At 43.5% G+C, this 13,967-nt stretch carries 10 protein-coding genes; all 10 read right to left on the minus strand.

What is annotated here, in order from left to right; translation table 11 throughout:
- Window positions 1-65: 65 nt before the first annotated feature.
- The 10 genes from K5R16_RS06455 to K5R16_RS06500 all read right to left on the minus strand — a co-directional run bounded on the left by K5R16_RS06455 (window position 66) and on the right by K5R16_RS06500 (window position 13,635).
- Window positions 66-1,424, minus strand: a complete 1,359-nt coding sequence (locus K5R16_RS06455) for a GntP family permease (RefSeq protein WP_220736716.1) — start codon at window positions 1,422-1,424, stop codon at window positions 66-68.
- Window positions 1,425-1,646: 222 nt separating this feature from the next.
- Window positions 1,647-2,180, minus strand: a complete 534-nt coding sequence (locus tag K5R16_RS06460) for a type II secretion system protein (RefSeq protein WP_220736717.1) — start codon at window positions 2,178-2,180, stop codon at window positions 1,647-1,649.
- A gap of 75 nt (window positions 2,181-2,255) precedes the next feature.
- Window positions 2,256-3,404 (minus strand): sugar diacid recognition domain-containing protein, encoded by a 1,149-nt coding sequence (locus tag K5R16_RS06465; protein ID WP_220736718.1) that lies wholly within the window; start codon window positions 3,402-3,404, stop codon window positions 2,256-2,258.
- Window positions 3,405-3,444: 40 nt separating this feature from the next.
- Window positions 3,445-4,047, minus strand: a complete 603-nt coding sequence (locus K5R16_RS06470; protein ID WP_220736719.1) for a uracil-DNA glycosylase family protein — start codon at window positions 4,045-4,047, stop codon at window positions 3,445-3,447.
- Window positions 4,048-4,076: 29 nt separating this feature from the next.
- Window positions 4,077-4,661 carry a hypothetical protein gene (locus tag K5R16_RS06475; protein ID WP_220736720.1) on the minus strand — a complete coding sequence of 195 codons (585 nt, stop codon included), beginning with the start codon at window positions 4,659-4,661 and terminating at the stop codon, window positions 4,077-4,079.
- A gap of 214 nt (window positions 4,662-4,875) precedes the next feature.
- Window positions 4,876-5,403 (minus strand): hypothetical protein, encoded by a 528-nt coding sequence (locus K5R16_RS06480; protein WP_220736721.1) that lies wholly within the window; start codon window positions 5,401-5,403, stop codon window positions 4,876-4,878.
- A 2-nt stretch (window positions 5,404-5,405) separates the two neighbouring features.
- Window positions 5,406-8,093, minus strand: a complete 2,688-nt coding sequence (locus tag K5R16_RS06485) for a lamin tail domain-containing protein (RefSeq protein ID WP_220736722.1) — start codon at window positions 8,091-8,093, stop codon at window positions 5,406-5,408.
- Between the two features lie 248 nt (window positions 8,094-8,341).
- Window positions 8,342-10,444, minus strand: coding sequence for an MtrB/PioB family decaheme-associated outer membrane protein (locus tag K5R16_RS06490; RefSeq protein ID WP_220736723.1), 2,103 nt, complete (start codon window positions 10,442-10,444; stop codon window positions 8,342-8,344).
- Between the two features lie 12 nt (window positions 10,445-10,456).
- Entirely contained in the window at window positions 10,457-11,443 is a 987-nt protein-coding gene (locus K5R16_RS06495) for a DmsE family decaheme c-type cytochrome (protein ID WP_220736724.1), read from the minus strand.
- A 104-nt stretch (window positions 11,444-11,547) separates the two neighbouring features.
- The gene (locus K5R16_RS06500; protein ID WP_220736725.1) at window positions 11,548-13,635 is read right to left on the minus strand and encodes an OmcA/MtrC family decaheme c-type cytochrome; all 2,088 of its coding nucleotides are present in this window, start codon (window positions 13,633-13,635) and stop codon (window positions 11,548-11,550) included.
- Window positions 13,636-13,967: the final 332 nt, after the last annotated feature.

The following is a 13,967-nucleotide window of genomic DNA, read 5'->3' on the forward strand; positions in this document are numbered from 1 at the left end:
GTAATCTTAATGAGTGGTATGTGCAGGGTAAAGGCGAGCGGGAGTGCTCGCCGTTAACTATCTGCTTATAGCAAGACTAAGCTCAATATGTACACCACAGTCATGGCGGTAAGGCCTTGGACCAGTGTTGCCATTGTTTGTGCTTTATAGGCTTGTTTAACGCTCATGCGGCTAAACTGAGTCACCACCCAGAAGAAACTGTCGTTCGCGTGTGAGACTGTCATAGCACCTGCACCAATAGCCATAACCGTCAGTACGCGGCCCATGTCGCTTGCAAGCCCGATATCGCCTAGCATTGGCGCAACAAGTGCTGAAGTCGCCACTAGCGCTACCGTCGAGGAACCTTGCGCAGATTTGAGCGCTGCAGCGACGATAAACGGCATAAAGATGCCTATTCCGAGTGCCGATAGCGAAGTCCCTAGGAACGCGCCAATTTCTGTTGCTTTAAGGACTGCGCCAAATGCACCACCAGCACCAGTAATCAGTAGAATCGGTGCCGCAACAACTAGCCCTTGGCTAATGCGCTCACTAAACTCTTTAACTTTGTCGCTGCTTTTAAGTAGAGACAATGATAGGAAAAGACCAATCATCAGAGCATTAACCGGCTGACCAAGAAATGCCAATACATCAAATAGTACGCCGTTACCTAACGGCGCCGATGGGAAGTTAGCAATTGAGCCAAAACAGATAAGTAAAATCGGCACAAAAATTGGTGCAAATGCGCGGGTAGGGCTAGGCAGTTTGCCATAGGTTTGCTTTAGTTTTTCATAATCTTCAGTTTGATTAAGCAGCTCTTCAGCGCCTTCGCCGTCTGGTTGAACGTTAGCAAAGCGGTTTGCCCACAGCGTACCTGCTAGCGCTGCAATAGCGGCTACAAATACACCAACAAAAATGACTAACCCAAGGTTCGATTCAAGACCTAAGTTGCCCGCCGCCGCAATAGGCCCAGGCGTTGGTGGTACAAAGGTGTGAGTGGCATAAAGGCCGGTTGCTAACGCCACACTCATCGAGACACTCGAAACTTTCATGCGGTTGGCCATCGATTGCTTCAGTGAGTTCAAAATCACAAAGCCTGAGTCACAAAACACCGGAATCGAAACGATATAACCGATAATAGACATGGTTAAGGTTGGAAAACGCTTGCCCAGTACCTTGATGACCACATCGGCCATAGTGATAGCGGCGCCGCTTTTCTCAAGAATAGTGCCTATGATAGTACCAAGTACAATTACCAGACCGATGTAACCTAATATGCCACCAAAACCGGAGGTGATGGTTTTTGCAATATCGGCACTTGGAAGGCCATAGGCAAATGCCGCCATAAAGGAGGCGAGAATTAGCGTTAAGAAGGGGTGGAGCTTGAATTTTGAGGTAGCAATTACAATAAATGCAATCACTGCCAATAAGATCAGTATGAGGCTCATAGCGTTTCCCTGTAGGGGTATTTTTAGTTAGGTGTAGGGTTTTAAGCCAAATATAACAATCGCTCTTATTAATTAGAGGTCATAGAATTTCAGGCTAGATTATTATGGGGATCAGTCGCAGATATTGCTTTGGTGTAAAGCACTAAATATTGCGCTAATGTCAGTAATTAATTGTGCTTAAGCACAAAATTGTGTTTGAGGATGGCTGTTGGACAAGTCTATTTAACAATCATCAGTTTTGACAAATACTTCATACTGGCTATTTGTTACTTTGTTCTGATAGAGAATATGGCAGTTAAAACTCACACTTTTATCGGCTAAATCTTCGGAAAAAAAGATATAGATTTGGTTATTAGCCGATGATTTATCAATAAATAGCGGCGCTGCGCTGTTGTCATTTTTGATTGTTGTTAGAGAAACCGAGTCAATGTCTAGCCAAGCTTGTACTTGCTCATTAAGCTCATCGAAACTATCGCCACCATTTACGGCGGGATAACCGTTATGAAGTGGTATATCTACTCCTGCATGAGTGATGCTGCCAGTTTCGACCTCCTCCCCTTCAATTGCTGCTTTACTATAAACCAGAGAAAGTGCACTTTTCATGGCTCCTTCAATAGCTTGTAAATCAGCTATTTTGGCATCTGTTCGAAAGTTTAAAAATTTAGGTGCTGCGATAACCGAGATAATGCCAAGTACGATAATAACCGTCACTAATTCAATCAGTGTGAAACCTTTTTCTAGCCGATAATGAGCCATATGTTACCCCGTGTACTTTCAAGCACTACATCGTATTGTATTGAAGTGGCTGACTTTAACGAAAGTTTCTTTTTATTACTGTGTTAACAATACCTGACCTAAGTATAGTTGCAGTAATCCATCCAGTTGTTGCATGTTGACTCCGGTAACCGTCTCAATTTTATCAAGACGATAGCGCAGTGTATTACGATGAATAAATAGCGCATTGGCACATTGCTGCTGATCACCAAAATGCTGCAAATAACAGCTTAAGGTTTTGGTGAGTTGACCGTTTTTATCGGCATCAATTAAAGATTGATAGGGGCTGATTAACTCCTTTCCACGCCAGTTGCCCTTTAGTGATGACAAAAGTACCAATAGCGAAAAATCTTCATAAAGGTATTTACTCAACTCAGGTTGCATTTGGCTACCTATAGACAGGGTTTCTAACGCTGTTTGATAAGAGCGGTTAATCTCTTGTGGTTTTGGAAAAAAATGCCCAAGCGATATTTTAAGCCTGCTTCTTAACTCAATCGGTAAACGTGCTATCAGTTGATCTATACGCTGGCTTTCAAGTTCAGCATCCCACGCCTTACCGTCAAGAAATGCAGGCTTTAAGATCACCAGTTCGGTCATTGAGGTCATGGCGACTAAGTTGCCGCGGGATGGGTTTTCTAACAAGTGAAGAATTTGTTTTAACATTGAGTTCGCTGAGGTTTCTTCATCATCAGTCTGTACTTGAATAATGGCTGCAACCCGCGGAGTGTCGAGATTGATATTTAACTGAGATGCCCAGTTTTGTTGGTGAGCACTAAAAGGGCCGTCAGATTTGATGAGATCAATAATGAGCTCCTCTTTTTGGCGATACTGCCACTGTGCTTGCTCAATTGAGTTTGCTTGTTCAACAATGATCTCGGCGGTCATTTTTAATAACTCACCATAATGACCAAGTTCGGTAGGCTCACCGGTGATACCAATAACGCCTATGATGTCACCTTTATAGTGCAGTGGCAGGTTTATGCCAGCTTTAACACCTTGTAACGTTCCTTCACTCTCATGGCTTATTTCAACGGTTCTCTGCTGGCTAATTGCCAGCAGCGCACCCTCATGTACTTCACCAATACGCTGGGGTTCTCCTGAACCAAGGATTACGCCATGCTTATTCATCACATTGATATTATGACCAATAATCTTCATGGTTCGGTTGACTATTTGCTTGGCAAGTGCGCCATCTAAAAAGTACATGATTTTCCTTGTTGTCGCTGGAGGCTGACCTGCTTACTAGTTATCTATCTATGAGCTCGGAAACACGTTGCTGCAATTTAGGAATGATCAGCCTTTCAAACTCTGGGTGTCGTTTTAGCCAGATATTGTTTCTTGGGCTAGGGTGGGGCATAACCAATATTTCTGGCCATAACTCTTGCCACTGTTCAACAGCTTTAGTGACGGTTAGCTTTTGTTTTAGATGCCATTCAATGGCATATTGGCCGACTAGTAAAGTGAGCTCTACATGCTTAAGTTCATTGAGAATTGGCTTGCGCCAAGTGGCTGCACACTCTGGACGCGGCGGCTTATCGCCACTTTTTTTGTCAGCTGTTGAGTAACTTCCTGGAAAACAGAAACCCATAGGCAGAATGGCAAACAGTTCAGGGCTATAGAACTGTTCGCGAGTGACCCCTAGCCAACCCCTGAGGCGCTCTCCGCTGGCATCGTCAAAAGGGTGTCCTTTGTGATGTGTTTTTTGCCCAGGAGCTTGTCCAGCAATCAATATTTTTGCATTGCAGGCAAGTTGTACTATTGGCTTGGCCGCAAACGGCAAATGTTCACTGCACAGCTGACATTGCTGTACTTGATTAAGCAAATTATCGAGACGGTTGTCTTTTGGCATTATTCACTTTCAGCTTAGTTTGGCTGCATTTAGCTGTGTAGCGCAATTTGATAAGCCCAGTATCCTAAGTAGCTGTATCCTGCAATGAGTGTAGCGTAGCTCAGTAATTTTACGCTAATACTGCCACGGCTCAGCACGGCAACATGGGCGATGGCGATAGCAAATAAGGTTAGCGGCGCAGCGTAATAGCCGGCAAACATCATCAATAACGCCACTGTAGCCAATATTAATGGGGTCTTCTCTGTGGGAGCTTTGGCATGATGGCTCAGCTGTATCGGTAGTAAGCTCAGCGCAATGCTCACAATGATAACCCCAACATTAAGCGAAATAGCACCAGCACCTTTGATATAAACCATGGCTACAACAAAGGTAATGACTGCAGGGATAAGCGAGATAATTGTGTGCAATTTAGCAAAACGGCTACTTTGATATTTACCGGTAAAGTAAAACAAGCCAGTTAGTAATAAATTGAAAAAGCAAAAGCCGCCTAACGAAATCGCCAACATTAAAATATTGGTGGTATCCGATTGAAAAGCCAGTGCTGGCATCGGAGCGAATATAGTGCCTAAAAGTAGAGGTAATGTTGACCTTAAGCGATATTGTGTGTGATTCATAAGCAAAGATTAGTCATTGAGAATGTTAGCTACAATCGCTTAAAGTGGGCCTGACTGCAACATGTAAACAGACAATATTATTAGATTTAGAACTTGGTCGGCTATCAAAGCTAAGAGCTGTTTAATTCTTGCCCAAGTCGAAAAGTAGCCAGTTCGCAAATAAAAAAGCGGTAACTGGTTGTTACCGCTTTTGATTGATTAAAGCTGTAATTACCTATTCAAGAGATAGCAGCAAATAATCTATATGGTGGGAGTCGAGCTCATTTGCAAAATGCGCTGCAATAACAGGACTCCGATAGGATTCAACCCAAAGTTGATAATGTTTACCGTTATAGCTGAAATTTGTTTTAGATTGAATATCCATCTCAATCTCGCCATTGGGTAAGCTAAGCAATAACTTCGTATCAGAAAAAGCTTTAACAAAGATCTTAACGGGATGGTTATTTTGCCAAATTAGAATCCAGTTTCGAAATTCGTCGACTTTCGATGCTTTCCACTTATCAGTTATGAATAATTGATAAGTTACTGATGGCCCTGACGGGTGAAAATCAGCAATCTGCTTAATATTACAGGTATTGCACATCTCAAATGCTGTAGTTGATTGCCAGTCCACGGTTTCAGAGCCAAGCCAAAGGCTTCCGTGCTTTATTTGCCAGTTGGCTTGCTCACTGCTGCTTGGGCTACACCCAAGCAGCAGTGATAAAAAACAAACTATACAAGCTATTAAGGATGATACTTTCATCACTACAAACTATTTAGCATTTGTACTTCGCGGAAGAACTGCTCACTCGGGGCCTCTTCTTTGATCGTCACTTGCTTGTCATTGTTCATCACGTTTTGTGGTGAGTCATCAGATTTAGTTGAATTATCTGCACCACTGACATTACCGCTCCAATACTTGGTAAACTGGAGGTCTAACATTGCCCACTCATCGACATCTCTAATGGTATCGGTGCTACTTCCTGACCAGTCGAGATCGAAGTTATTGAGAACGTCATTAGCGTTACCATTACAGTTGAAGTCGACCGCTACAGAGTTTGCATATTGGAAACCTAAGCTTTCATCTATTGAGGTTTTATCAATGTTAGCGCTGGTTCCTGAAGAGTAATTAAGCTTAAAATCTTCAGGTGAAGCTGTTGGTCCGTTGACAAGTTCATTATCTTCTAGGTTACATTCTAGATCTCCCCAGAAGTAAGCCTTGTAGTACCTATCACCTTCACGTTCGCCTATTGTAGGTAAGCCGTTTAGTTGATAAAGGTAGTTCATGCTACTTATGTGGTTTGGTTTCCAGTTCCTGTTTTCATCACCACCATGCCTAAGGCCTAAATTATGCCCTAGTTCATGCAGAATGGTTGATGATTGATAGTTAATTGTCTGATTTCGACCAGTTTCAGTCTCCATCTCTAAGCCCCAGCTCCCTATACTAACAATTAGATCATTACCAAACATTTCAGCGTAACCTGAAGATCCGCCTGAGCCGTCTGCTTTTTGGCTATTGGCCATCAGTAGATAATGGAAAATCGGTTTACGTCTTATATCAGAATGTTTAACTTTAAGGTCTACAATACTAGGTGTTGTGTCACTAGATTCAAATGAAGCCTGTAGATAAAAATCGACTTCATTACCGCCACCTAAGTCAAAATACTCCGTTGAGGTTCCTTCCTCTTGATGGTAAAGATCGCCCACATCGAAATGTATAGCGTGTGCCACTTCTTGTTGTGCGAAAACATCGACTACTTTTTGCAAAGCCTCTTGATGAGGAGTGATTCCTGGGTCATCACTTTGCATATAATCAACTTCGACGAATATATCTTTCACGCCTACTCTAGCGCCCCAGTCGTATAGAGGGAGGCCTGCAAATGTACTACCTTCTGTTTCTGCGCAGTCTGGTATACCATCGGCATCTAAATCTTCAGTACAGGTAACATCATTTTGTCCGCCAGGTGTCATGAACTGCGCTACTCGCCAATCATTACTAGAGTTTGTATCACTCGCACCCATTGTTCGAATTATGCTCATTCCTAACGTATTGTGGATCCCTGGTCCAGAGCTGCGAGTATCCCATTGCGCAGCGGTAACTGGCTCTTGAGCATCCTCACCAAAACGATAAAAGTCTACCGTTTCTGTTTCATCTTTATTGAGTAATTCCACAAAGCCTGATTCATCCCAATATGGTCTTATGTTGTCGCTATCATTACCTATTAACACCAGTTGCGATGATTCTTCAACACTCGATTGCCAGTAACCATTGCCAAAACGTCCCTGAACAACGATATAGTTACCGGGTTCTATGACTTTCTCTGGTAATGAGAAAGTTTGCAGACCAAGTTCTGTATATGTATCAAGATCAATCGTCTCAGTGTGTACAGCATAATTGCTTAAATTTATTTCCCGGTTTGTTCCGTTAAATATTTCGAGCCAGCGATTGTCATCCCAATATTTAGAAGACGATATTTCGGTTATTTGAAGATCGTTATTAGCTGTTCTAAAGGTTGTTAGAGTCGCTTCTTCAGCTGCCACACTATGAAAGTTGCTTGCATCAGCGGTAACTTTAACTTGATAAGTTCTGCCAAATTCTAGTGTATTGGGGGTTAAAGTGAATAGCTTTTGGTTTGCACTGACAACTGAATAAGGACTGCAGGTTTGGAAGTTATCAAGAGATATTTGTATTGGTCCCATACAGGTATTGGCATCTACGTCTGCAATTGCAGACATAACATCATCAAACTCCACTATTACCTGAGTATTAACTTCAACCCTTTCACTATCTACTGCTGGTGTCACAGATACCGCATTTGGCGAGCTGTTATCAACAATGTTTAAGCTCACGATTGCAACTGCAGTATCTACACCATCAGAGATCTCGATATTGATTGTGTCTGGACTAATGTTGTCGCTTGCAGATGTGTACTGATATTGATGTTCATCAGCATCAAGTAGCTCAATGCTGCCGATGCTTTGCTGTTCTGGGAAGCTCGCGGTTAAGGTATCACCATCTAAGTCACTAACAGGCAGAGAAAATTGCAATATATCGTTAAATTCAATGTCTAGCTCGATATCTTCAGTTATTGGAGCCCGATTGACATGCTTTATTAATGTACTAAAGCTAGTACTCGCTGTATCACCGTCGTTATCCATAACAGTGACCGTGAAACCAATCGTGGTGTCTTCTGTCACTTCTGGAACGTCAAACTCGATACTTGACCCGCTGTCAGTAAAGCTTAATTCAGGTCCAGAGTCTTGTGACCACTTGTATGATTTTATTGAACCATCGGCATCTTTTGCTGTGACAGAAAGAGAGGTTGAAGTTCTTTCATCAATACTTACTGGTGCATTTGAACTGACCGTAGGGGCTTTATTTTCGTCATCACAACCTGTTAGGCCCGTTAAGGCAAGCGTGATAAGCGAGAGTTTGAATAACGAGGTTTTCAAAGGAACATCCTTGTGTTTAATTTAATAAGGATGATAAATGTATACAATATGTTAAATGCGTGAAAGTGAGTATTTTTAATGTTGTTTACGGTGGAGTTTTTAATCAGAAGTATTGTTGGTAGTTTGCTAGTAAAGCGAAGCATATTGCTGTGTAGAGCGTTTTTGAAAGGGATATAAACAGGTTGTCGTACAATACTGTACACATAAAAAAAACCCGCACTAGGCGGGTTTTTTAGAGAAGCGAACAATTACAAACGGTAGCTCATGCTTAGCATGATTAGGTGCGCGTTGTAGTCATGGCTGTTGCTGCCAAAACTTAACACGTTCCAGATCCCGTCTGGTGCAATATCATTGCCAGCGTCGTTATCTTTGTATTTTTCCATCTTGTAGTCTATGCGTACGTCCATTTTGTCTGTTGCGCGGTAAAGTGCGTAAACATTGACGTTATGAACTTTGGCATAGTAGTCGCCGTAGTCGCCAGTGATCCCCTGGGTAACTTGGGTATTACTATTAGAATCTGAGTAAGTGTAATCAACGCCTAAGCGCAGTTTCTTTTCCATCAGGTTGTTATAGCTATACCCTGCGCCTATGACGTCAACTTGATCTTCTACTACACCAAACCAGTTTGGCGTAGAGAGGTTGCTGCTGCCAGCTTGCTCTGAATCGATGTTTTGACGGTTGTAGAACGCTGTCAAAGTCATGTCTTCAGTGAGTAGGTAGCTAACACTTGCATCGTAGCTGATATCTTTCGATTCAGTTAAACCAATTTCAGTTTCGCTGTAGTCATCAAGTGCATAGCGAGCACCAAAGTCGATGGTTAACGTTTCAATTGGGCTGTGAGTAACACGAGCTTCAACTTGAGTACGCTTTCTGTCGGCTAGGTTGTACTTGCGTAGTAAGTCATTTGACTCACCAGAAGTCCATTCTGATGCTTGGTACTCAGAACCGTCACGTTCGCCGTAGCTACCTTTAACCCACATGTCCCACTTGTCGAATGCGCTGATACGGTACTTAGCCCATACAGTGCTTTCTTCAGTGGTTTCGCGGTCTTGATAGCTGCGCTCATCTTTACGGTAGTCAAATCCACCTTCAAGTTTATGGCCACGTGCAAGGCGGTAGTCTGCACCTAGTTTAGCTTTGTTTGTGGTGATGTCGTAAGGCGTGTTGTAAGCCGCTTGACCCGTTGTTGAGTCGATGCTGATCTGCGTCCACTCTTGAACGTTGGTTTGGTTGTCACGATCGTTGTAATCGTAGCTGGCATTTAAGCGGAGCTGGCGATTGATACGAGACACAACCTTAAGGGTTGCACCCGTGGTTTCAACTTTACCGTCAAGCGATTCAGAAGGCATTTGATAACCGTAACCAGAAGTATTGAAATCTTGGTCTTGGGTCATTTGACCATAATGAACGCGACCGTTCATGATGGTTTTGCCAGCCACATACTGACCCATTAACGATACCGTGTGGGCTTCGTTGTCTGGATCAAGTGACATATAACCTGTGGTTTGCGCACCAAAGGTTGGGCTAAACGCGTTGTCGTAAGACAATTCGCTATAAGCATTTTTAAACATTGAACCGTTGTAGTTTAGGGCGGTAAACCAGTTGTCACCGCTAAAACGAACGCCGGCATCTAAAGTATCAGTCGTGTAGTCAACAGGTTCTGCAATCATCATTGATTGATTGTAGAAGCTACCAGAAGCTTGCTTAAGGCCTGTTTTATCTTCACGCATATAGTTGATATGCGTGCTCCATAAAGACTCACCTTGATACTCAATACCTAAACCCGCTCTTTTACGCTTAAGCGAAAGCTCAAGTGGATTAAGGCTGGCGTTTAAGTTGGTCATATCTTGGGTGCTGCCAGCATGAACCCAATCACCAGGAAGGGTAAGGTCATCACTCCCAACCCCTTGGTATGGACTCATGGCGCTATCTGTTTTGTAGGTAGCGATTTGGCGATAGTTAAGGTTTAGGTTGTATTGACCTGCTTTACCGACATTGATGTCAGCGCGGCCATTTTCCATACCTAAATTATCAGCCTCAATAGAAGCTTGGTAGCCGCTTTTACCTGCGTATTTTAGGTCAGCGTCAACTTTACCTGCGAACTCGTCTTCTGCAGCAAAAGCATTTGCCGAATGAATATCGTTGCTGTCGTTGTAACCAACGCCGACACCAATAGAGCCGCTGTAACCTGTTTCAACAGCACAACGCTTACAATCCCATTTTTCGAACTTTACTTTATCGGTATTCGCATTTTGAATACCGTAGCCATCAGCTGCCATAGCAGCGCCGGGTAGAACTGCACCGGCACTCGCAAGAAGGGCGATGGTGACCAAATTTAGTTTGAATTTCATCTTCTCGTCTCCTTAGCGCTGGAACAGCTTGCCAGATGGATGGTTTGAACCATGGATCTGGTTATGGCAATTTAGACAGCTACGACCACCTGTAAAGGCGTTACCGCCGACAGTCGATCCTTGATCTGTGTTACCAAACTGAGGCTGACCGCTATGAGGCGAGGCATGACACTGCTGACACAATTGCGGAGCACGAGTTTTTAGCATGCCTTCATTCACGCTGCCATGAGGGTTGTGACAAGTAACACAATTCTCAGTGACGGGTGCATGCTCCCACAATTTTGGGCCACGTTTCTCTGCGTGGCATGAGTAACAGGTATCGTTAACGCTAGGCTTAACAAGATCTGAGTCGCTCATTGTTCCATGTGGGTTATGACAATCGCTACATACCATTTGAGCCCATTTCATTGGGTGGCTAGAGCGCTTGTTCATGTCAGCTTTTTGTTTGGTATGACAGCTAGTACAGACTTCCATTTCAGTGTTTTTAGATAACACTGGATCTTTGGCTGTATGAACTGAGTGACAAGAAGCACAAGCGATATCTGCATTGTCATGGTGTCCGCCATTCCAATCCATACGCTTGTCATCTTTGTGACAGCTCATACATACACTATTTTGCTTTTCAGCAGCCAGTGTAGAGTCTGGACCAAAGGCAATCATTGGCTCATTGCCGCCGCGGTTATGTTTACCCATTGGGCCATGACATGCTTCACATTGAAGGCCTGCCATTGGGCTCTTGCTTGAGTCAACAGAACCGTGAACACCGTTGAAGATGTCCATTACTTTTTCTGATTTACGGTGACACATAAGGCAAGAATCAGCACCTTTAGGAGAATATTGTCCTTCGGCGAATTTCTTATCTAGTGTGGCTTCAACTTCATCAGGGCTCATCTTGGCATCCCACTTTGACGCTACTGCTGTTTGAGCAAAGCCAAGTGAAAGTACTGCCGAGGCGACTAGCGCTGGAAGTAAGGTTTTTAATTTCTTGGTGATCTTCATAATCGATTTCCTAAATTTGCACAATTTTTGTGAAAGCGGGGGAGAGGACTCCCCCTATTTTCAACACTCTTAATGACCTAAGTCATTGAGAAGAGCTGCACAAATTACATCTTAACCGCAGTGTGATCCGCTGGAGTTGGTGCGTGGCAGTAGAAACATGTTTCTAGTTGAGCGGCGTCATTGACTGCAGCTTTGTCTAGATCATCGACTAGTGCTCCTTGACCTAAAACATGAGTAACAAATGACTCAGAATAGGCTGGGTTAGCTGGTTGATCTTTGTCAGGGTTACCAGGTTGGTTATGGCAAGATCCACATGTAGCAGCAATCGGAGTTGTATATTTGCCAGCCGAGGTTGCTAGTGCACCTTTAACTTTGAACGCATCAAGGTCAAATGCGTTATGGCATTGTTGGCAATCTTTGATGACCTGCTCTGTACCATGTCTAAAGTGAAGTTTTAGCTCTAATGCGCCTAGGTTCTCACCGCCAGCATATGTGCCGTCTGGGGTATGACAAGCCACACAACCATCTACACCAATAATTGGTTGATCGTTTGCATCAGTTGTATGAGAAACTTGCTCAGACATAACGAAACCAGGATGGTGTGAATTTTTGTGTACTTGGAACTCAGCACTGTGACATGACGCACAGGTGTTGAAGTTCACCGAGTCTACATGACGCATACTCGCAGCTTCATCAGATAAGGTATCAAAAGTCAGGTCTGCTTTCATGCCAGTGTAGTAATTAGCATTTAAGGTTTTATTACCTTTGTAATCCGTATCCATGTTCTCATCAATTGCTACTGTGTCACAATTAACAAACGCACCATCTTCAGAACAAAGCGATAAACCAGTAAAGGTAAATGCAGTATCTGCATCAGCACCGGCTGCAACAGCATCTGGGAACGCTAGTGCTTTAGTGATGTAGCTAATATTACCTGCTTCGGTAATTGTTGCTGTCGTTTCAGTATTAAGCTCACCGTTTAACACTAGGTGTGAACTATCGTGGCCGTTGTAACCGCCTTGCACATTGTTTGGACCAACAGTGGTGGTCGCTTCAAGGCGCTGGATTTGCGGTAATAAAGTGGCTGCATTAACTGCTGCGTCATTAGCATCAACGAAGGCAACGGTAACGGTTGCAGTCTTATCAGCATTAACGGCTAATGTGGTATTCATGCCATAAGTGTCGATAAGCGCTTTAGTATCACCGAGGCTGCTTGTGTGTAGCTCTTCTGTCCAGCTTGAGTTATGACATGCAATACAGTTGGAGTTATCAGCTTGCTGAGAGTGACCTTTGCCAGCTTCAAAATCGATACCAGTGTGACAGCTAGTACAAGTTTCCATTGTTGGAATACGTGACCAGTTGCCCCATTCTGCTAGCTCACCGCTATCAGCTTCTGGCTCAACGTGACAAGATTTACAGTTGTTCTGAATAAGTGCTTCGGCTGCTTCACCAGTATACTCTTTACCGTACTTGTCTTCGAATGTCTTCGCTGTGTTATGAATATTGTGGATTAAGTGGTTCCACTGAGATTCAGTCGACATTGAACTGCTGTGACAAGTTGCACAGGTTTCTTGTGTGTAGTAGCTGCTATGGCGAGTGGTGAGTGGCTCACCTTCAGCATGACAGTTAGTACAAGTTTCATGAGACACGATGTCTTTAGTGTACTTGGCTTCATAGCCTTGACCGTCAAAGTCTGCAACGATTTCACGGCGTGGAACCGTTGTTGCGCCGTCGGCAAGTGTTGAACCTTTGCCACCTGCGTATACGTTAAAACGCTGAGTCATGTCCGCATTGTATTCATCAAGTTCAAGCGAAAATGAGTATGAACCGTCTTTGTTATCTGTGTAGCTGTCAACGCCAGAAGCGCGAGCAGTACGGGTCCACTGTGCACTATTACCAGCACCAGTAGCACCTTGTGGTGTTAATTGAGCGGCAACAACACCTAGGTCTTGTAGACCAATAACAGGAAGGTCTTCTTCGTTAGTGGCAAACACTTTAATAGTGGGTTGACCATCAATGTAAGTCACGTCAGTCACTTTAAGATTCAGCGTATTGATGTAATCAGCTGCTGGGCCACCAGGGTTACCTGGATTGCCATCAGTACCATCATCGCCACCACAGCCGGTTAAGGCCATTGATACAGCGCCTGCTGCTAGCAGCAGTGCAATTTTAGATTTTTTTACGTTCATCATTTTTTCCCTGCATAGGTTTGGCACTGTCTTAAACGTGTGGCCCGATTTAGTAGACCGACTGTAATTTTTTGATTGCCGCTTAAGTCAATGCTGGAAATAAGATTCCCCAAAGAAAGGCTAACGTAATGTAGGGCTAAAATCAGCAGCCTAGGTGCTAATGTGTGATGCGGATCTTTCTATTTCTAAAGAGGTATTGGTAAGGGTAGGCAAACAACGTTTTGGAAGCTTAAAATAACGTTAAATGTACAAAATATGTAAGAAAATTTGTATTCATGACTTGGGAATAACTCTCATTAAAAAAGGGAGGCCAAGCCTCCCTTTTTAGTTACATG

The organism is Shewanella sp. c952, from assembly GCF_019654975.1.
Classification (GTDB): domain Bacteria; phylum Pseudomonadota; class Gammaproteobacteria; order Enterobacterales; family Shewanellaceae; genus Shewanella.

What these genes read in the sequence shown, in the direction of transcription:
- K5R16_RS06455 (WP_220736716.1), bottom strand. Translation starts at nt 1,424, where the DNA reads ATGAGCCTCATACTGATCTTATTGGCAGTGATTGCATTTATTGTAATT.
- K5R16_RS06470 (WP_220736719.1), bottom strand. Translation starts at nt 4,047, where the DNA reads ATGCCAAAAGACAACCGTCTCGATAATTTGCTTAATCAAGTACAGCAA.
- K5R16_RS06465 (WP_220736718.1), bottom strand. Translation starts at nt 3,404, where the DNA reads ATGTACTTTTTAGATGGCGCACTTGCCAAGCAAATAGTCAACCGAACC.
- K5R16_RS06480 (WP_220736721.1), bottom strand. Translation starts at nt 5,403, where the DNA reads ATGAAAGTATCATCCTTAATAGCTTGTATAGTTTGTTTTTTATCACTG.
- K5R16_RS06490 (WP_220736723.1), bottom strand. Translation starts at nt 10,444, where the DNA reads ATGAAATTCAAACTAAATTTGGTCACCATCGCCCTTCTTGCGAGTGCC.
- K5R16_RS06495 (WP_220736724.1), bottom strand. Translation starts at nt 11,443, where the DNA reads ATGAAGATCACCAAGAAATTAAAAACCTTACTTCCAGCGCTAGTCGCC.
- K5R16_RS06500 (WP_220736725.1), bottom strand. Translation starts at nt 13,635, where the DNA reads ATGATGAACGTAAAAAAATCTAAAATTGCACTGCTGCTAGCAGCAGGC.
- K5R16_RS06475 (WP_220736720.1), bottom strand. Translation starts at nt 4,661, where the DNA reads ATGAATCACACACAATATCGCTTAAGGTCAACATTACCTCTACTTTTA.
- K5R16_RS06460 (WP_220736717.1), bottom strand. Translation starts at nt 2,180, where the DNA reads ATGGCTCATTATCGGCTAGAAAAAGGTTTCACACTGATTGAATTAGTG.